A 19,880-nucleotide genomic window follows, 5' to 3' on the forward strand; every position below is an offset into this window, starting at 1 on the left:
GCCGTCGTCGCCCACGCCCCTCGGCCTCCAGTTCGAACTGCGTACACCCGAAGTGGCGGTTCAGCGGTGGGGTTCCGCCGCTGACCGCCAGGGCCAGCGCACCCTCAACACCCGGCTCGGGGTGCGGCCCGTCAGCCGGAACGGCAAGGGCAAATGGATCAAGAACAACCTGTCCTGGGGAAGCATCAGCTACCAGACGTACGGCCTGACGCTGGATCCCGACCAGCACCGGTGGTTCTCGCAGTTCCCCGCGCTGCACCGCGGGACGGGCGTCAACTATTTCGGCAACAACGATTCCTGGCTGTACCTCGACGAGTTCAGCAACCCCCTGCTGTGGCACCTGCTCGAAGAGGCCCAGCGGCTCGGCATCGAGTTCGTCGGCTCCAAGAAGTCCGTCACCATCGGGCTGGGTAACCGGGCGACGCTGAGGCTCGACGCCACCGCTGTCGAGAACGGATCGCTGCAGTTGACGCCCGCCCTGGACATCGACGGGCAGCCTTGCCCGCCGGAAACGGCGCACGTGATCAGCAACCACGGCATTTACACTGTTGCACCGGATTCCACGATCACCCTTGCTCCCACGTCCAGGAAGCTCACGGCGCAGGATATCGAACTCCTCCAGCGCGCACGTCCGGTCCTCATCCCTGAGGACGAGACGCCGTTGTTCCTCACCGAGTACTATCCGTTGCTCCGCCGCTCCATTGCCGTCGGCAGCAGCGACGGCAGCGTCGAGCTTCCGGAGATCGAGCCGCCACGGCTGGTGCTCACCGCGGCCTACCGGCCCGACGGCGCCGTCGCGCTCGAGTGGAACTACTCCTACGCGCTCGGCGAGGCGGTGCAGCGCCGTCCGCTGCGTGCGTCCGCCGGTTCCGGCCCCGGTGCTGCGCCGCACGCCGGGTCCGCGTCCGCGTCCGACGACGGCTATCGGGATCCGGACGCCGAGGACGCGCTGGCCGCCGCAGCCCGTGCGGTCCTCGGCTCGATGCCGTTGAAGTCCCTGCTGCTCGAGGACATGCAGGCCGTCGATTTCACCGAGACCGTCCTCCCGCAGCTCGAGGCAGTCGACGGCATCGAGATCGAGGTGGTGGGCGAGAAGCCGGACTACCAGGAGCTCACCGAGACGCCGAAACTGACCATCAGCACCGTGGAGACGGATAACCGGGACTGGTTCGACCTCGGAGTGATGGTCACCGTCAGTGGCCGCACGATCCCCTTCGACTCCATCTTCCGCGCCCTGGCACAGGGCCGGAAGAAACTCAAGCTCGTCGACAACAGCTACCTGTCGCTCGAACAGGAGGTGTTCGACCAGCTCCGTGAGCTGATCGAGGAGGCCCGCTCGCTGAACGAGTGGGAGACCGGTTTCCAGATCAGCCGCTACCAGGCCGGCCTCTGGGCCGAGTTCGAGGATCTTGCCGAGGACACCGTGCAGGCGCAGTCCTGGCGCGACTCCGTCAGCGGCCTCCTCGAACTGACGGAGGTCGAACCGACAGCACAGCCCGTCGGCCTCGAGGCCGACCTCCGCCCGTACCAGAAGGAGGGCTTCAACTGGCTCGCCTTCCTCTGGCGCCACAAGCTGGGAGGCGTCCTGGCGGATGACATGGGATTGGGCAAGACCCTGCAGGCCCTCGCGCTCATCGAATACGCACGGGAGAGTGGTTTCCTCGACGCACCGTTCCTGGTGGTGGCCCCCACCTCGGTGGTGCCGAACTGGATCAGTGAAACGCGTCGCTTCGCTCCCGGTCTCAAAGTGGTCGCGATCACCGACACGCAGGGCGCCTCGGGAGTGCCGATCGCCGCTCAGGTGGGGGACGCCGACGTCGTCGTGACGTCCTACACCCTCTTCCGGCTGGATCTGCCGGCGTACCAGGAGCCGGTGTGGTCCGGGCTGATCCTCGATGAGGCGCAGTTCGTGAAGAACCGCGCGTCGAAGGTGCACCAGGCCGCCAAGGACTTCGACACCCCGTTCAAGCTCGCGATCACCGGCACTCCGATGGAGAACAATCTGATGGAGTTGTGGTCGCTGTTCAACATCGTGGCCCCCGGGCTGTTCCCCTCGGCGCGCAAGTTCACCGAGGACTACCGGAATCCCATCGAGAAGATCGGCGACCACCGCCCGCTCGTCCGGCTGCGCAAACGCATCCGGCCCCTGATGATGCGCCGCACCAAGGAGGCCGTGGCCTCCGACCTTCCACCCAAGCAGGAGCAGGTGCTCGAGGTGGAACTCACGCCCGAGCACCGGCGCATCTACGAGACGTACCTCCAGCGTGAGCGGCAGAAGCTGCTCGGCCTCATCGAGGACATGAACCGCAACCGGATGATCGTGTTCCGGTCCCTGACGCTGCTGCGGATGCTGAGCCTCGATGCCTCGCTCGTGGATCCCGAGCATGAGGGGGTGCCGTCGGCCAAGCTCGAGGTGTTGTTCGAGCACCTCGAGGACGTGCTGGCGGAGGGACACCGGGCGCTCGTTTTCAGCCAGTTCACGTCCTACCTCAAGAAGGCTGCGGCGCAGCTCGACGCGCGGGGTATCGAATACGCGTACCTCGACGGGTCGACGCGCAGCCGCGGCGAGGTCATCGACAAGTTCAAGGACGGCAAGGCTCCGGTGTTCCTCATCAGCCTCAAGGCGGGCGGCTTCGGCCTGAACCTCACCGAGGCCGATTACTGCTTCCTGCTGGACCCCTGGTGGAATCCTGCCACCGAGGCACAGGCCGTGGACCGGACCCACCGCATCGGGCAGACCAAGAACGTCATGGTCTACCGGATGGTGTCCAGGGGCACCATCGAGGAGAAGGTCATGAAGCTCAAGGAGCAGAAGGCCGCACTGTTCACCTCGGTGATGGACGACGACGCCGTCTTCAGCTCCGCACTCACCGCCGACGATATCCGCGGGCTGCTCGAGGCCTGATCCGCCGGACGGCGTTGGGACGGGCCAGGACGTTCAGGACCGTCAGACGACGCTGAAGCCAACCGGCAGGCCGCCGCGCCCGGTCAGGGCGGCCAGCAGGACCTTTCCGGAACCGGTTGTGCTCGCCAGGGAGGCGGCGAGGAGCACGGAACCGGCGAGCGGCACCGGAGGGATGTCGACGTCGGTATTGATGGCCCGGCCGATATCAAGTGAATGGACCACGAGTTCGAAGACCCGCGTCCGCAAGTATTGTTCGAGCGGCAGCGCCGCGCCGCGCACCGCGATGATCCGTCCGGGACGTTGGGCGGCGAGCGCGGCGAGGGTCCGCTCCCGTGCCAGAAGAATCGCGGCGAGGGGGTCCGGCCCCAGCCGTTCCCCTGCCTCGACGCCGCGGCGGGCAATCTGGCCTGGATCGGTGGCCCCGGTGATGAAGGTGCTGAAGTATTCCTCGGCGCGGTGGTGCGTTACCGATTCCGGTTCTTCGAGCGCAAGGTATTCCTCGACCGTCGTCAGCGCCCGGGAGGTGTGGCCCACGAGGGAGCGCACCGACCAGGTCCCGAGGCCGGGCGATTCCCACTCCGCCGGTGGGATCTGCCGGACCACACCCACGAATGCTGCCGAGGCCTCGGTGAACTCCTGGCTGTGCTGCACCGCTTCGCCCTTCACTGCTGCGGCAACTGTCCGGTGCGAAGCACCTCGGCGAACTCCGCCGGCCGGGTGGCAGGCCACCAGTGCCCGCCCTTGACGCGGAGCACTGTGAGGTCGTCGACCCAGGTATCGAGCCCGTCGACGAGTGCAGGCGAAAGGAACGGATCCTTGAGGGGCACCACCACCTGGACGGGCATGGCCACCCGGGCGAACGGCGGGAGCGGCTCCTTCGAGAACAGATTGGTCCGGTACAGCGCCAGGCCGCGTACCGGGTTGTCATCGACGCTTCGGCGCACCGCGAATTCGTACCGTCGGGTGAGGAAGAGCCGCCAAGCCGCCTCGGGTAGGAGCGGGACCTGGAACGCCACGACGTACCAGCTGCGCATCAGTTGTCCCGCCAGGCGCGGCCAGTGCCGGGGTGTGCGGGCGGCGGCACGCAGCCAGCGGCTGAAATGGCGCAGGTCCGGGCCGGAGATACTCGTATAGCTCCGGATGCGCCCTTCCGCCCGGGGATCCTGAACGGCGGCCCAGCCCTGGATCGATCCCCAGTCGTGGCCGACCAGGTGGACCGTGGCGGAGCCCAGTGCCGTGAGAACGGCAAAGAGATCATCGACCAGGGCTGCGGTTGTATAGGTGCCGGTTTCCCCGGACGCGGCAGACTCTCCGGCATTGCGGGTGTCATAGGTGATGAGGTGATGCGTGGGCGCCAGTTCCCGGAGAACGCCGAGGAACACGCGGTGATCGTCAGGGTAGCCATGTACCAGCAGCAGCGAGGGAACCGAAGTGCCCGGTTCCCTGCCGTACTCGAAGACGGCGAGGTCGGCTCCCTGCGTGGAAACAGTGCGTCGGCGCTCCCTGAGGACGTCCATGCTTCCCCACTCTACTGTCCGGCCTGCGGTTCGCAGGAGGGATGCGCCCCGGCCGATTACGCGGGAACCCGGCCGCCCTCCAGTGTGACGGTGCGGTCACTCACGGCATGGGCGAAAGCGGTGTCGTGGGTGGCCAGGACCACTCCACCGCCGCTGGCTGCATGGGCGAGGATGAGTTCACCCATTCGGTTGCGGCCGACGTCGTCGAGCCCTGCCGTGGGTTCATCGAGTACCCAGAGCCGCGGCCGGGTGGCGATCATCGACGCCATCGCCACGAGGCGGCGCCGGACGAAATCGAGTTCGTAGGGGTGCGGCCCCGAGTGGTCAAGAAGTCCCACTTCCGCCAGCGCCAGCCGGGCCTGCTCGAGTGCAGCCTCGCGCTTCCTTCCTGCCGCTCTGGGCCCGTAGGCCACTTCACGCAGCACGGTCCGCTCGAAAAGCTGCTGATCGGTGTTCTGGAACAGGTACCCGACCGTTGCCGCGAGTTCCCCTGTCGGCCTCCGGCCCAACTTCCGCCCGTCGATCCGCACCGAGCCCGAACTGGGCCGGAGCAGCCCGTTGAGGTGCTGGAGCAGCGTCGATTTTCCCGACCCGTTGGGCCCCAGGAGCGCCACGACCTCGCCGCGGCCGAGGCGGAAATCGATTCCGGAGATTCCTGCCGGAGTTCCGGCTGCCTTCCCGGGGTAGGTGAAGGAAACACCGAGCAGCTCGGCGAGGACGGCGTCGTCCTTCGGACCCGTCACCGGCACGCCCGAGCGATGAACGGAGGATTTGCCGGAGAGGTGACCGGAAGGTCCTCCTGAGCGATGAACGGAGCTGTCGCAGGAGGGGTCGCCGGAGGGCTGGCTCGAAGGCTGTGCGGAACCGCTGATCCGGGAGCGCAGCCGGGGCGGGTCTCCCTCCAGTGCGATACCGTAGCGGCGCAGGCCCGCCCGTCGGGCGTCGGCAAGGGTCCCCTCGAAGACGCGGTTTCCCTTCTCCAGTGCAAGCACCCTGGTATGGCCCGGTGGCCGTTCCGGCACGAGCGGTTCACAGATCACCAGGCCGGTACCGGCGGACCTCAACCGCTCGAGGGCAGCGGCAACATCGGCGGCAGCACCGGCATCCAGGTTCTGGAAAGGCTCGTCGAGGATCAGCACCCGCGGTTCGGAGGCTAGCGCTGCCGCAATGACGGTTTTCTGCAGTTCCCCGCCGGAGAGCGTCCGCGGGTCCCGGTCCAGCAGGTCCGTCAGGTGGAGCCTCGCCGCAATGCCCTGGACCGTCGTCCGCAGTTGCCCGGCGCTCATCCCGCGATTTGCGGGCGCGAAGGCGATTTCCTCGGCGACCGTCGATGACATCATGGACAGCTGTCCCCAGGCGCCCTGTGCTACATAGCCCACCCGGCTGCTCCACGCAGCGGGGTCGATCCTCGGGTGTACTCCGTCCCCGAATTCGAGGCGGATTCCCCCGAGGGTGAGCGCACCGCGGAAAATCGTTCCGGCGTCGTCCCCGGTCCTCCCGGCCAGCAGCCGGGCGAGCGAGGTCTTCCCGGATCCGGAGGGCCCCACCACCTGCACCTGTTCGCCCGCCTCGACGGTCAACGCGATGTCCGCGAGCGCGGTGGGGCCGTCGTCGTAGATGAGGGACGCACATTCGAGGCTGATCATGCCGCCGGGCCTATCGCGAGCCACAGGCAGCTGAACACGACGACGCCGACCGTCATGGCCCAGCGTGCTGCCCGCTGGGCTGCGGAGTCGGTGTCCGGCAGGTAGCTCGTGCGCCGGGCCGTCGAGGAGAATCCTCTCGCTTCAAGCATGTGCGTGCGTTCGGAGGCGTCGACCAGCAGCCCTGTCACCAGCGGTGTGCTCACCATGAGCAGCGCTTTGAACCGCCGAAGCCCGCCACCGACCACCAGCCCGCGCGCCTCCTGGGCCCTGCGGATGTGCTGTGCCCGGATCGCGACGGAAGGGAGCAGCCCCACGGCAGATCCGATGACGAAGACCAGCTTCCGGTTCCACCCGCGGTGGGTCAGCGTGGACACCAGTTCAGGGATGCTCGCCGTCATCATCACGGTGAGCAGCGCACCCGAGAAGACCGCCATGCGCAGCCCCATCAGCGCCGCGAACTCGAGCCCCTCCACGGTCACCCGCGCCGGCCCCCACTGGGCCAGCACCGAGGTCCCTTCAGGGAAGAACAGGCCGTGAAGCACCAGGGACGAGACGAGGAGGGGCCCCGCGACGACGGCGAGCGCGAGGCCGATGCTGCGGGGCTTGCCGGACAGGAGGACTGCAGGAAGGACTCCGGCCAGCAGGACCACGAGCGAGAACTGCCAGCGGTTGATGACCAGCACGAGGACCACCACCAGGGCCGCCGCAAGCAGCTCCGTGAGTGGGTTGAAGATTCTGCGCCGGGGCATCCGTTACTCCCCCGCACCGCCTGGCGCGGTTGCGGGGGTGCGGCCGGCGAGGACCCGGTTCCGCCGCAGGAAGGGGAACTGGTTCCGTGCGCGTGCCGGCAATGCGTACACGATGAGCGCGACGAGCGTGAATACGATCAGCTTGTCGATGGTGTCGGACGTCAGTCCCTGCTTCGTCGCCGCGACGAGCAGGGAATCGCCCATGGCCCGGAAGGCAGCAACGATCGCATTAGTGCCCACCGTCCCCGCAGCCCCGAAGAGGAACGCCGCCACCGGCGCTGCGACCAGTCCGCCCACCGCACCCACGACGAGGCCTGCAAGCGGTGCAAGGTAGACGCGCCGGAAAGCCCCGTACTTCGCGGCGGTGCCCGCGAGCAGGCCGATCAGTGCCGCACCCGCGGCGAAGGGCAGCGCGAAGGGATTGAACAGGCCCCAGATCGCGTTGCTCAGCGCACCGGTCGCGGCACCGGCAGCAGGGCCGGCGAGGACTGCGACGAGCACCGTCCCGATGGCGTCGAGGTAGATCTGTAGGCCGAGGCTTCCCGCGGTCTGTCCGATGGCGATGTTCAGGGCGATGCCGAGGGGCATCACCACCAGCGAGCTCGTGGTCAGCGTCGGCAGGATCCCGCCGACCAGCAGCGCCCCGCCGCCCAGGAAACCGAGGAGGGAGACGAGGGACGCCATGCTTCCCCCACCGCCCACGATGTCGGTCGGCTGGACCAGCACGAGGTAGAGGTACGTTCCGGCGATGAGGAAGGCGCCCGCAGCGATCAGGGCTCGACGCGGACGGGATGCCTCCCGCTGGAGCGGCAGGGTCAGGGGTGAGCTCACTTGTAATCCTTGGACACGTCGGGGAAAGGTGGTGCACCTCATGTCACCTCGGCGCCGGCCGCGCTCGATGCGCAGGCAGAGCCCAGTTTACCTGCGCCGGGCGGCCTCACGCATCCGGGCCAGCGCGGAAAGCCTGTCGATCATCAGGTCGAAGCACTCCCCCGGGTGATTTTCGGAGACCACCCGCGCGTTCGGCAGCCGCCGCCACATCCCGGTGAAATCGCCGACCGTCTGCCCGATCGTCAGCTGCGAGTCCGTCTCGACGTCGACCGTGGCAAGGCGCGTGCTGTAACGCGCCTCGCCCGTTGCCACCATCGCGGCGAACAGGTCGTGCAGGTGGGCCACATACCCCTGGTCATACAGCCGGTGGAATTCCAGGTAGAAGCGGAGGGCATCGGACAAACAGGTGATCACCGGGTTTGCGTTGGTGCTCAGGGTGCCGGCAGCATCATCCGGCGACACGTGCTCCGGGCCGGCACCGGCGGCACGGGACAGCCGGTCGATGTGCTCCGGGCGGCACTCGATCCGCTCGGTGGTCTCCAGCGCGCACACCACCGGCAACTTCTCCTCCGGCAGCCCCCGGTAGGCAGCGAAGACCTCGCGGGCGGCGTGGGGATCCACAGAGACGTTCCACTCGGCGACCGGGGTGGTATTCCCGGGATAGTTGAACGCGCCGCCCATGATCACGAGGTTCTTGAGGAGCACCGGCAGGCGGGGCTCGGCCCGCAGTGCCAGGGCGAAGTTGGTCAGCGGCCCGGTGATCAGTCCGGTGATCTCGCCGGGATGGGCACGCACGGTGTCCACCCAGACGTCGACGGCGTGGCGCACCGAGATCCCCTGCCGCGCGGTGGGCAGCACTGCATACCCGATCCCCTGGTCGCCGTGCGTTTCCTCGGTGGTCACGAGCGGCACTTCGAGGGGCACCTCGCTCCCGAGGGCAACCTCGACCCCGACGCATCCGCCGAGCTCGAGCAGCGCAAGGTTATTGGCGGCGACCTGGCCGGCGCCGACGTTGCCGGCGGTGCACGTGATCGCCTCGATGGCCACCCCGGGCGCCGCCATCAGGTACAGCAGGGCGACAGCATCGTCGATCCCGGTGTCGACGTCGAGCAGCAGCCGTGTGGTCGGTGAGACCTTCGAGGCGGTCACGTCACCCGGCAGCCGAGGTGCGCAGCAGCTGCAGACGCAGGGCCCGCGCGGTCTCCATGTGTGCCCGCGCCATGCTGCGGGCGTCGTCGGCCCGGCGTTCGGCCACCGCCCGGATGAGCGCGTCATGCTCTCCGAGGACTTCCTGCCAGCGGTTCCCAACGGACAGCGTGGAGCGCGGGGTGTGGATGAGGTGTGTGGAGAGCCGCTGCAGCAGGTCCATGAGGATCGGATTCCGGGCGGCGGCCCACAGGGTGGTGTGGAATTCGAGGTTGTTGGTGACCTTGGTGTTGTCATCCGGGTCCACTACTGCGCGGTCGCGCTCCAGGAGGGCCTCGAGCCGCATCAGGTCGGCGGTTCCACGGTTCAAGGCGGCCTGGCCGGCTGCTTCCTCTTCGAGCATCACGCGCAGGTCGTAGATCTGGATGACTTCCTGGGGGTCGATCTGCGGCACCTGCAGTCCCCGCGCTGCACGCTCCAGGAGCCGCTCGTGCTGCAGGCGGCTCAGCGCCTCGCGGACGGGCGTGCGTGAGACACCGAATCGCTCGGACACCACCACTTCCCGCAGTGCCGTTCCCGGGGGGTGCACCCCCGAAAGGATCTCGTTGCGGAGGATCCGGAAGATCGCGTCGCCATCCATCCGCGCCGACACCTCGGTCGATTCAGCCATGGTGCCTCCCTCGGGTGCAGTTGAGCGGTGGCGCTCCGGTGATAACAATGGGCGATCCGAACGAACGGGCAGGGTGGGTGCCGGACCGGCTTCCACCCTGCCCTGAACTCCTGGCCGACGAGATTCCTAGCCGACGAGCTGGCGCAGGACGTACTGCAGGATGCCGCCGTTCCGGTAGTAGTCGGCCTCACCCGGGGTGTCGATACGGAGCACGGCGTCGAACGTCACCGCATCGCCGCTTTCCGGGGTTGCCGTGACCTTGACCGTGGCCGGCGTCCGGCCCTCGTTCAACTCGGTCACGCCGTGAACCGAGAACGTCTCGGTACCGCCCAGGCCGAGGCTTTCGGCGCTCTGGCCTTCGGGGTACTGCAGCGGCAACACTCCCATGCCGATGAGGTTGGAGCGGTGGATGCGCTCGTAGCTCTCGGCGATAACCGCCTTGACGCCCAGCAGCGCGGTGCCCTTGGCGGCCCAGTCACGCGATGATCCCGATCCGTACTCCTTGCCGGCGAGCACCACGAGGGGTGTGCCTGCCGCTCGGTAGTTCTCGGCGGCGTCGTACACGGCGGTCTGGGGAGCGTCAGGCTGGGAGAAGTCCCGCGTGAAGCCACCCTCCACCCCGTCGAGGATCTGGTTCCGGATGCGGATGTTCGCGAAGGTGCCGCGGATCATCACCTCGTGGTTTCCGCGGCGCGATCCGAAGGAATTGAAGTCCTTGCGCTCCACGCCCTTCTCCAGCAGGTATCTGCCCGCCGGGGTGTCGGACTTGAAGGAGCCTGCGGGGCTGATGTGGTCGGTGGTGACCGAGTCGCCGAGCTTCAGCAGTACGCGTGCACCGTCGATGTCCTCGACCGGGTCAGCTTCCGGCTTCATCCCCTCGAAGTACGGGGGCTTCCGCACGTAGGTGGACTCGGGGTCCCAGGCGAAGGTGGCGCCGGCGGGCGTGGGAAGTGACTGCCACCGCTCGTCGCCGTCGAAGATGGCTCCGTAGCTCGCGGTGAACATTTCCTCGTTGATGGAGGAGTCCATGACCTGCTGCACCTCGACCGGGTTGGGCCAGATGTCCTTCAGGAAGATGTCGGTCCCGGATTCGTCCTGGCCCAGGGGTTCGGTGTCGAAGTCGAAGTCCATGGTCCCTGCCAGCGCATACGCCACCACGAGCGGTGGGGAGGCCAGGTAGTTCATCTTCACGTCGGGGTTGATGCGGCCCTCGAAGTTCCGGTTTCCGGACAGGACGGCGGTGACTGCGAGGTCGTTGTCCTGGATGGCCTGCGAGATTTCCTCGTCGAGCGGACCGGAGTTGCCGATGCAGGTGGCGCAGCCGTATCCGACGACGAAGAAGCCGAGCTTCTCGAGGTACGGAATGAGGCCCGACTTCTCGTAGTAGTCGGTGACGACCTTCGACCCCGGGGCGACCGAGGTCTTGACCCAGGGCTTGGACACCAGACCCTTCTCCACGGCGTTGCGCGCCAGCACTGCGGCGGCGAGCATGACCGAGGGGTTGGAGGTGTTGGTGCACGAGGTGATCGACGCGATGCTCACCGCGCCGTGGTCGAGTTCGAATTCGCGGCCGTCCTTCAGGGAGACGGTCACCTTCTTCGACGGACGGCTGGCGGCGCCTTCCTCCTCGGACACGGTCTCACGGGGCTTGGCGTTCTCGTCGATCGTGGTCGATGACATGCCTGCGGTAAAACTCGGGCTGTCCGAGGCCGGGAAGCTTTCCTCCGACGCCTCGTCCACGGTTCCCCTCGCCGCCTCGGCCATATGGGGATCGTTGGAGTAGTTACCGAGGTCCTCGCGGAACTGGCTCTTGGACTTGGTGAGCGCCACCCGGTCCTGGGGACGCTTGGGCCCGGCAATCGAGGGAACCACGGTGGAGAGGTCGAGCTCCAGGTACTCCGAGAACTTGATGTCCTTGGACGGGTCGTGCCACAGCCCCTGTTCCTTGGCATACGCCTCGACGAGTGCCACGTTCTCGGCAGGACGGCCGGTGAGGCGCAGGTAGTCGAGCGTGACGTCGTCGATGGGGAACATCGCCGCGGTGGAGCCGAACTCGGGGCTCATGTTGCCGATGGTGGCGCGGTTGGCCAGCGGCACTGCGGCAACGCCTTCGCCGTAGAACTCGACGAACTTGCCGACGACGCCGTGCTTGCGCAACTGCTGGGTGATGGTCAGCACCACGTCGGTGGCGGTGGCGCCGGCGGGAATCTCACCGGTGAGCTTGAAGCCGACGACGCGCGGGATCAGCATGGAGACGGGCTGGCCGAGCATGGCCGCCTCGGCCTCGATACCGCCCACGCCCCAGCCGAGCACGCCCAGGCCGTTGACCATGGTGGTGTGTGAGTCGGTGCCGACGCAGGTATCCGGGTAGGCGCGAAGGACCTTCGTCCCATCGACGTCCACCTCGCGGGTCATGACGGTGCGGGCCAGGTATTCGAGGTTGACCTGGTGGACGATGCCCATTCCGGGCGGGACCACCTTGAAGTCATCGAACGCCGTCTGCCCCCAGCGCAGGAACTGGTACCGCTCGCCGTTGCGCTGGTATTCGATCTCCATGTTGCGCTCGAGAGCTCCGGCGTTGCCGAAAGCGTCGATCTGCACCGAGTGGTCGATGACCAGCTCGGCCGGCGCCAGCGGGTTCACGCGGGTGGGGTCCCCACCGAGCTCCGCAACCGCTTCGCGCATCGTCGCAAGGTCCACCACACAGGGAACACCGGTGAAGTCCTGCATGATGACGCGTGCGGGCGTGAACTGGATCTCGGTGCTGGGCTGCGCATCGGCGTCCCACTGGGCGAGCGCCCGGACGTGGTCCGCTGTGATGTTGGCGCCGTCTTCGGTGCGCAACAGGTTTTCCAGCAGAACCTTGAGGCTGTACGGGAGACGCTCGGAGCCCTCCACCGCGTTCAGCCGGAAAATCTCGTACTCGGCGCCGGCTACATCAAGTGTGCCTTTTGAGCCGAATGAATCCGCTGTCGTCATGACAGGGCTCCCTTCAATGGAATGTCGTGTAGCCCCATCCTATTACCCTTCGCCGCGCAATGTATACATTGGTACACACCGAACCGCGAGGGGCCCGACGGCGGCAGACACCGGTCGCCGGTCAGGTGCGTTTCGCTGCAGGCGAGTTCGAGAGGAGATCCTTCGTTGCCCCCTCCGAGCGACTGTGATCCACCACCGGCCCGGTTCCCGCGATCTCCCGGATGGTCTCGATTCCGGCAATGGCCTCCTCCTTGGTGGCGAAGAACGCCGAGACGGCCACCAGGGTCCCGTCCGGAGCATTGAGCTTCACGCGGAAGCCGTCATCGTGGGCATCCACCAGCTTGAAATAACCAGCCATGGTCTTACCTCCTTGTAAGATGCATTTCAGGAATGCGGCTCTCCATGATAGGCACAGACGCCACTGGGAAAGCCAGATTTTCCGGGGTTGGGCGGAAGCGCAACCGACACCAACTCTCGAGGGGATTCCCAGTGACCGAGCCATCGACTCCACCGCACGGAACCAGCAACGACGGCGCCCCGGCCGAGGACCGGAGGGAGGACATCCTCGAGCCCTCGAGTGGGGACGCCGGGCGTCCCGCGGACACCATTCGGGACCAGCAGGGCAACCACGAAGGCGGGATGGTTCCGGCGAGCTACACGGGCGACGGCAAATCCCGCGACTCCGAAGACGCCGGCCCCCCGGAAGCTGCCACAGACCGCGCTGACGAATGGGATGCGGAGGGCTGACACCAGATTTGCCTCCCGTCATGCAACCTTCCCGCTACCCCCGAACCGGTATGTTGGGCCCATGCTCTGAAGGATGCGTGCCAACCGTGTGCGGCCGCCTCCCTCGGAGTTGGATTCTGACCCGGCCCCACCGGTCGGGCGGCGATCAACAGAAAGGGAAACACATGCCTGGGAACAAAGCCGTTGCCTACAAGGGACCTGGAAAAGTTGAAGTCATCGATATCGACTACCCCACCTTCGAGCTCAAGGACGGGCCGGGCGTCAACCCGGCGAATATCGGCCGCAAACTCAATCACGGCGTCATCCTGAAGACGGTCACCACCAATATCTGCGGGTCCGACCAGCACATGGTCCGCGGTCGCACCACGGCGCCGTCCGACCTCGTGCTCGGACATGAGATCACCGGCGAGGTGGTGGAGGTGGGGCCCGACGTCGAATTCATCAAGGTGGGCGACATCTGCTCGGTCCCCTTCAACATCTCGTGTGGTCGGTGCCGCAACTGCAAGGAGCGCAAGACCGGCATCTGCCTCAACGTGAATCCTGCCCGACCGGGAGCCGCGTACGGCTACGTGGACATGGGCGGCTGGGTCGGAGGGCAGGCGGAGTACGTCCTCGTGCCCTATGCGGACTGGAACCTGCTGAAGTTCCCGGACCGCGATCAGGCCCTCGAGAAGATCCTCGACCTCACCATGTTGTCCGACATCTTCCCCACCGGATTCCACGGAGCAGTGACCTCCGGAGTGGGAGTGGGATCGACGGTGTACGTCGCAGGGGCTGGTCCCGTCGGTCTCGCCGCTGCGGTGTCAGCCCAGCTGCTGGGCGCCGCGGTCGTGATCGTGGGTGACCTCAACGAGGAACGCCTCGCACAGGCGCGCAGCTTCGGGTGCGAGACGGTGGATGTGTCGAAGGGCGATCCGCGGGACCAGATCGAGCAGCTGCTCGGCGTTCCCGAGGTCGACTGCGGCGTGGACGCGGTGGGCTTCGAGGCACGCGGGCACGGTGCCGGCTCGTCGAGTGAGGCGCCTGCCACGGTGCTGAACTCGCTCATGGACGTCACGGCCGCCGGCGGCGCGCTGGGTATCCCCGGCCTATACGTCACAGGTGACCCCGGAGCTGTCGACGACGCCGCCAAGGTGGGCTCGTTGTCCATCAGCCTCGGCACAGGGTGGGCAAAGTCACTGTCCTTCACCACAGGTCAGTGTCCTGTCATGAAGTACAACCGGGGGCTCATGATGGCGATCCTCCATGACAAGGTGTCCATTGCGAAGGCCGTGAACGCCAAGGCGATCGGCCTCGACGAGGCACCGCGCGGCTACGAGGAGTTCGACGCCGGCGCGGCCACCAAGTATGTCCTCGACCCCCACGGGTACGTCGCGGCGTAGCCGCTTCCACCCACCTGCGAGCAGCAGGGAAAGCGGCAGGACGGTACCGGTTGGTCCGTGGCGAAGGCTGCGGGCCAACCGGCCGGTCTGGCTCCTTCCCCGCAGACCGGCGCCCCTGCGTTTACCTACCGCCACGCCGGTTTGCGGCGGGTCCGGCCGCCCGATGTCCCTACGCGGCCATACGCGCCCTTAGGCGGCCCTAGCGGAACAGTGACTCTCCCAGTAGCCCGGTCAGCTGCTTCCTTTGCTGCGGCGTGGTACGGACCAGGCGGCCAGTTTCCGTGTCGAGGAATGCAAGGACCGTCTGCGCCCTGGCGCAGACCTCGTGCGTCACCGGGTCGACAAGCAGGTAGTCCATGGTGAGGCTCGCCGGTTTGATGGAACTGATCCAGACGTCCACGAGGACGGGGACGCCCCGGTATTCGAGGGAAGCCGTGTACCGGATGCGGTGCTCCGCCACAAGCGCCTGCACGCCGTCCGCAATGCCCGAGAACAGGGACACCCGCCCTGTCGAACCCTCCAGCCCTGCGGTACCGGCACCTTCCTCGGTGCCCGATGCACCCGTGCCCGCCGGTGCACCGAAGGCGATGATGCGCGCCTCCTCGAGGATTCGCAGCACCTGTACGTTGTTGATGTGCCCGTAGGCGTCCATGTCGCTCCATCGGAGCGGGATCGCACAGCGCACTGCGGTGGAAGGGGCAGAATTCATCCACCTGTTGTACCCCATTTTCGCGATATTTTTACCACGGCGGCTACTCGCGTGAGCGTCAGGGTGCGCCAGTGTGGCACATTCGCGACCCTTACGCCACTTCATCCCCACTCAGCGAACACAAAGTCAAGCACCGTTCGATCTCGGTTTGGCAACGATCAGAATATGCCCTAGGGTGGTGGAAGTTCCCCGTCAGGGGATCCCACAAAGTTGCCGGTCGTTACCGCGCAATCGCATATGCCCGGCACCGCCCTCCACCGCATGCTGCTCATGTGGCGGTCGCCAATCAAGACCACTAAACAGTCAAGGGTGAGCAGCGGCGCAACGAAATCCGGGGACGGAACGAGTGCGGGTGGCCTTTTGGAGCATCGTACCCATGAAGAATCAGAAACTTGTTACTAACGCGCGCCGTGGCCTCGCCGCCGTAGCCCTCTCCGGCCTCGCACTCGGAGCCGCAGCAGGCTCCGCCACCGCCGCTCCCGCCAGCGACTGGGACGCTCTCGCGCAGTGCGAGAGCGGCGGAAACTGGGGCATCAGCACCGGTAACGGCTTCTCCGGCGGGCTTCAGTTCACGCCTTCCACCTGGGCAGCATTCGGCGGCCAGGGCGCACCCCAGAACGCATCCCGCGAGCAGCAGATCGCTGTTGCCGAAAACGTTCTCGCCGGTCAGGGCTGGGGCGCATGGCCAGCCTGCTCCGCCAAGCTCGGCCTGAGCAGCGCCGCCGCTCCGGGAGACGTCCAGTTCCAGCAGGTTCCTGTTGCCCAGGCGCCGGCCGCAGCAAAGGCTCCCGTTGTCCAGGCACCGGCCCCCGTCGCAGTGCAGGCTCCCGTCCAGGCTGTCGCACCGGCACCGGCACCAGTTGCCGTTGCTCCCGCTGCAGTAGCCCCGGTTGCCGCAGCTCCCGCTGCAGTAGCCCCCGTCGCCGTCCATGCACCCGCTGCAGTAGCCCCTGTCGTAGCGGCTCCCGCACTGAGCGGCGAGACCTACACCATCCAGGCCGGCGATACCCTCCACACGATCGCCACGAAGCTCGGCGTGACCGGCGGATGGCAGGCTCTCTTCGCAGCCAATGCCGACACCGTCATCCACGCCGACCTCATCTTCACCGGGGCCGTACTGCAGCTCCCCGCCTAGGGAACAGTCCTCACCGGCTCGTCGAGCTGCTTGATGTAACTTGTCGGGTCCTGAGAACCCCTGCCTCCTCCGGGAGGCAGGGGTTCTCTGCGTCCAGCCCCGGCCCTGAGCGTCGCCCCCTACCGAGGGGCGGGACTACGCGAGGCCTGCGCGCTTGAGGGCTTCCGCCATCGCTCCTGGCGCCAGGACTCCGGCACCAGGGCGCGGAGCGGCTTTTCGATCCGCATCAGCTGAGGGCACTCCCGCGCCGCCCCGACGACCGGCGCCCTTCGGATCCCCATCAGCTGAGGGCGAGCCGGGTGCCGGCTCTTCGCTCCGCCGTCGTCCGCGATTCCCGCCCGGACGAACCGGCTCCCTGCTCGGCACGCGTGCGGCGTCGGCGTCGGCGTCGAGGCGCATCGTGAGGGCGATGCGCCTGCGCTCGGTATCAGCCTCCACCACGCGGACCCGCACCACCTGTCCCGAACGAACCACCTCGCGTGGATCACCCACAAAGCGGTCGGCCATCGCAGAGACGTGCACGAGGCCGTCCTGGTGCACTCCCACATCGACGAACGCTCCGAACGCCGCGACATTGGTCACCACGCCGTCGAGGATCATGCCCGGGACCAGGTCGGAGATCTTCTCCACGCCGTCCGAGAAGGATGCGGTGGTGAACTCGGGCCTCGGATCGCGGCCGGGCTTTTCGAGTTCCGCGAGAATGTCAAGGACCGTCGGCAGACCGAAATCAGCGGCGACGAAATCCTGCGGGTCGAGGGAACCCACCGGGGAACCAGCTGCCGCGGCAAGCATCCTGCGGGCCAGTGGATAGGCTTCCGGGTGCACGCTCGAGGCGTCGAGGGCAACGGATCCGCCGCTCACCCGGAGGAATCCCGCGCATTGCTCGAATGCTTTGGCACCGAGCCGTGGGACCTTGAGGAGATCGGCGCGCCGCGGGAACGGCCCGTGGAGGTCGCGGTGCGCAACGATGTTCTCGCTCAGTAGCGTTCCGACACCTGCCACCCTGGCCAGCAGCGCGGGGGATGCGGTATTGACGTCGACTCCCACTGCGTTGACGCAGTCCTCGATCACAGCGGCGAGGGACCGCTCCAGCTTCGCGGGAGCGACGTCGTGCTGGTACTGGCCGACGCCGATGGATCTCGGATCGATCTTCACGAGCTCGGCGAGCGGGTCCTGCAGTCTCCGCGCTATGGAGACGGCTCCGCGCAGCGACACATCCATCCCCGGCAGCTCGGCCGCGGCGAGTGCCGACGCCGAATAAACGGAGGCCCCCGCCTCGGACACCACCAGCTTCTGGAGCTTCCGCCCCGGCAGCCGACGCAGGAGTTCGGAGGCCAGCTTGTCCGTTTCGCGGGAGGCGGTGCCGTTGCCGATGGCGAGGAGTTCGACGTCGTGCCTCTCGATCAGCCCTGTCAGCGTCGAGAGGGCCCCCTCCCAGTTGTTCCGCGGCGCGTGCGGGTAGACGGTGTCGGTGGCCACGGCCCGGCCCGTGTCGTCCACCACTGCAACTTTCACGCCGGTCCGCAGGCCTGGGTCGAGGCCGAGCGTCGGCCGGCTTCCGGCGGGCGCCGCCAGCAGGACGTCGCGCAGGTTTGCCGCGAACACCCGGACGGCCTCGGTCTCGGCGTTCTGGAAAAGCCGCGTCCGGACATCCAGTGAGAGCTTCGTGAGGATGCGCCGCCACGCCTGCTGGACGGTCTGCAGAAGCCACGCGTCGGAGGGGCGCCCGCGGTCCGTCACGCCGAGTGCCCTTGCGACAGCGTTCTCGAACCCCACGCGGGCCGCCACGAGGGCTGCGGGATCGGACGGTGGGGCCTCCTGTACGCTCACTGCGAGCACCCCTTCCTTCTCCCCCCGGAACAAGGCCAGGACGCGGTGGGAAGGCATGGATGCGGGCGCCTGGGAGAAGTCGAAGTAGTCGCGGAACTTCTGGCCGCCCGCTTCCTCCTCCTCGACGACCCGGGAACGAAGCACCCCCTTGCTCCACAACCGTTCTCGAGCCGCAGTGAGGAGGTCGGCGTTCTGTGCGGCGCGCTCAAGGAGGATGGCACGCGCTCCGGCGAGCGCGTCCTCCGGCGTCGCCACCGCAGCACCCAGATACCGCCCGGCTTCGATACCGGGCTCAAGGGCCGGCCGGGCGAGGAGTGCGTCGGCGAGCGGCTCCAGACCTGCTTCGCGCGCCGCCTGGGCTTTCGTCCGGCGCGTCGTCCGGTACGGCAGGTAGACGTCCTCGAGCCTGGATTTGGTGTCGGCTGCGGTGATGAGCCCGTCGAGCTCGGGCGTCAGCTTGCCCTGCGCCTTGATCGCCTCGCGGATGGCCCGCCGTCGTTCTCCGAGTTCGCGCAGGTAACGCAGCCGCTCATCGAGAGTGCGAAGGTCGGTGTCGTCCAGCGTCCCCGTGAGCTCCTTGCGGTACCGGGCGATGAATGGGACAGTGGCGCCGGAGTCGAGCAATTCCACCGCTGCCCGGACCTGCCAGGGCCGAACGCCGAGTTCGCGGGCGAGCAGGTCGAAAAGGGCGGCATCCGGAGACGGGGATCGAGGGTTCACCAACGCAATTGTTCCCTACTCCCCTGAGTGGAACGAATGCGCCGGGAAGCCGGTGAACCTAGGCGCAGGTTTCGGCGTCGATGGTGATGTTCAGGTTGTGCGGCACCGAATAGTCGCGGTCCGGGCTGGAGAAGTTGACCAGCACGTTCTCGGCCGTTCCACGCTGGACGCCGTCGTCGAGCTGGACGGCCACCACGATGTTGATGTGCTGATCCGGTTCGAAGAGGTACCCGTTCGCCGGAACGGGCTCCACGGTGAAGGTGCTCGGCGCCGACGGTTCCGGCGTCGGAACTTCCTCATGCTCCTCGTGGGCACTCGGCGCTGCGCCGTGGTTGCCGTGGCCCTCGCGGTTGGCCGGCGTGATGTCGGCGGAGACCGCAGTGATCCCGTCGGGTGAGCCGAGGCTGATATCACCGAAGACAAAGCTCTGCAGGGTGGGGTTATGAAGCATCACGGTGTATGTGAGGACGCCGCCCTCCGGCTGCACGCCGCACAGCTTCGCGCCATCCGCACCCACATTGAGGGGATCATCTCCCAGGTTCTCCCCCAGGAAGGTGGCGTCCACAGCACTCTCACCGGTGAACGGTTCGCCATCGGCGCCGCGGCCACCCAGGTCCTGGTCCGCAGCCGGCCCTGCATCGCCCTGGGCATTCCGCGCAGTGTTGACATCGAGCGGGTTGTCCTCGGTCACCGCGCACCCGGACATCAGCGCCATGGCAAGCCCGCCCGCAATCAACCCGCCCATCCTGTACCTGGATCTCGTCACGCCCGCGCCGCCTGTTCCATAATTTTCCCGTTGCCGCAGCAGTTCATGGTGCGGCGTCTTTGGTTGTCATTCGCCGCACCCGGCCTCATGGCTTGGTCGGTGCCCCCGAAAATTACTGCCGGCATGTCGGAAGACCCTAGCCGAGAGG

The 19,880-nt window shown here is 67.2% G+C and carries 16 protein-coding genes; 4 read left to right on the forward strand and 12 right to left on the reverse strand.

The window, feature by feature from the left end; translation table 11 throughout:
* The coding region (locus tag Y705_RS19585) for a DEAD/DEAH box helicase (RefSeq protein WP_049822686.1) at window positions 1–2,905 on the forward strand (2,905 nt) is incomplete at its 5' end.
* A gap of 42 nt (window positions 2,906–2,947) precedes the next feature.
* Here the strand turns inward: Y705_RS19585 and Y705_RS0112115 are convergent.
* From Y705_RS0112115 to Y705_RS22380, 9 genes are all read right to left on the reverse strand, one after another.
* On the reverse strand, window positions 2,948–3,571 hold the full coding sequence (locus tag Y705_RS0112115; protein ID WP_049822687.1) for a maleylpyruvate isomerase N-terminal domain-containing protein: 624 nt from the start codon (window positions 3,569–3,571) through the stop codon (window positions 2,948–2,950).
* Window positions 3,568–4,422 carry an alpha/beta fold hydrolase gene (locus Y705_RS0112120; RefSeq protein WP_026533049.1) on the reverse strand — a complete coding sequence of 285 codons (855 nt, stop codon included), beginning with the start codon at window positions 4,420–4,422 and terminating at the stop codon, window positions 3,568–3,570. The genes Y705_RS0112115 and Y705_RS0112120 overlap by 4 nt, the downstream gene beginning before the upstream one ends.
* A 56-nt stretch (window positions 4,423–4,478) precedes the next feature.
* Window positions 4,479–6,068 carry an ABC transporter ATP-binding protein gene (locus Y705_RS0112125; protein ID WP_049822689.1) on the reverse strand — a complete coding sequence of 530 codons (1,590 nt, stop codon included), beginning with the start codon at window positions 6,066–6,068 and terminating at the stop codon, window positions 4,479–4,481.
* A complete protein-coding gene (locus Y705_RS19590) occupies window positions 6,065–6,817 on the reverse strand; it encodes an energy-coupling factor transporter transmembrane component T (protein ID WP_049822690.1) in 753 nt (250 codons plus the stop codon). Before Y705_RS19590 ends, Y705_RS0112125 begins: the two co-directional genes overlap by 4 nt.
* 3 nt (window positions 6,818–6,820) lie before the next feature.
* The gene (locus tag Y705_RS0112135) at window positions 6,821–7,648 is read right to left on the reverse strand and encodes a hypothetical protein (RefSeq protein ID WP_026533051.1); all 828 of its coding nucleotides are present in this window, start codon (window positions 7,646–7,648) and stop codon (window positions 6,821–6,823) included.
* Window positions 7,649–7,735: 87 nt separating this feature from the next.
* Window positions 7,736–8,797 carry a nucleoside hydrolase gene (locus Y705_RS0112140; protein WP_049822692.1) on the reverse strand — a complete coding sequence of 354 codons (1,062 nt, stop codon included), beginning with the start codon at window positions 8,795–8,797 and terminating at the stop codon, window positions 7,736–7,738.
* 1 nt (window position 8,798) lies between these two features.
* Window positions 8,799–9,464, reverse strand: a complete 666-nt coding sequence (locus Y705_RS0112145; RefSeq protein WP_026533053.1) for a GntR family transcriptional regulator — start codon at window positions 9,462–9,464, stop codon at window positions 8,799–8,801.
* A 126-nt stretch (window positions 9,465–9,590) separates the two neighbouring features.
* Window positions 9,591–12,443 (reverse strand): aconitate hydratase, encoded by a 2,853-nt coding sequence (locus Y705_RS0112150; protein ID WP_026533054.1) that lies wholly within the window; start codon window positions 12,441–12,443, stop codon window positions 9,591–9,593.
* 121 nt (window positions 12,444–12,564) lie between these two features.
* Window positions 12,565–12,801, reverse strand: a complete 237-nt coding sequence (locus tag Y705_RS22380) for a YegP family protein (protein WP_049822693.1) — start codon at window positions 12,799–12,801, stop codon at window positions 12,565–12,567.
* Between the two features lie 131 nt (window positions 12,802–12,932).
* Between Y705_RS22380 and Y705_RS22385 the strand changes: the two genes are divergently transcribed.
* Window positions 12,933–13,190 carry a hypothetical protein gene (locus Y705_RS22385; protein WP_026533055.1) on the forward strand — a complete coding sequence of 86 codons (258 nt, stop codon included), beginning with the start codon at window positions 12,933–12,935 and terminating at the stop codon, window positions 13,188–13,190.
* A 164-nt stretch (window positions 13,191–13,354) separates the two neighbouring features.
* Window positions 13,355–14,572: a formaldehyde dehydrogenase, glutathione-independent gene (gene fdhA / locus Y705_RS0112165; RefSeq protein ID WP_026533056.1), complete on the forward strand. Its 1,218-nt coding sequence runs from the start codon at window positions 13,355–13,357 to the stop codon at window positions 14,570–14,572.
* 199 nt (window positions 14,573–14,771) lie between these two features.
* Here fdhA and Y705_RS0112170 read toward each other — a convergent pair whose 3' ends face one another.
* Window positions 14,772–15,281, reverse strand: coding sequence for an acyl-CoA thioesterase (locus tag Y705_RS0112170; protein ID WP_026533057.1), 510 nt, complete (start codon window positions 15,279–15,281; stop codon window positions 14,772–14,774).
* A 376-nt stretch (window positions 15,282–15,657) separates the two neighbouring features.
* Here Y705_RS0112170 and Y705_RS0112175 point away from each other — a divergent pair, with 376 nt between their 5' ends.
* Complete coding sequence (locus tag Y705_RS0112175; protein WP_026533058.1) at window positions 15,658–16,416, forward strand: LysM peptidoglycan-binding domain-containing protein; 759 nt, start codon at window positions 15,658–15,660, stop codon at window positions 16,414–16,416.
* 135 nt (window positions 16,417–16,551) lie between these two features.
* On the opposite strand, the gene Y705_RS0112180 is transcribed toward Y705_RS0112175, so the two are convergent.
* On the reverse strand, window positions 16,552–18,975 hold the full coding sequence (locus Y705_RS0112180) for a Tex family protein (protein WP_216698790.1): 2,424 nt from the start codon (window positions 18,973–18,975) through the stop codon (window positions 16,552–16,554).
* A 49-nt stretch (window positions 18,976–19,024) separates the two neighbouring features.
* Complete coding sequence (locus Y705_RS0112185; protein ID WP_162149081.1) at window positions 19,025–19,711, reverse strand: hypothetical protein; 687 nt, start codon at window positions 19,709–19,711, stop codon at window positions 19,025–19,027.
* Between the last annotated feature and the right edge of the window lie 169 nt (window positions 19,712–19,880).

The sequence above is a fragment of the Arthrobacter sp. H41 genome (assembly GCF_000520535.1).
GTDB lineage: Bacteria > Actinomycetota > Actinomycetes > Actinomycetales > Micrococcaceae > Arthrobacter_D.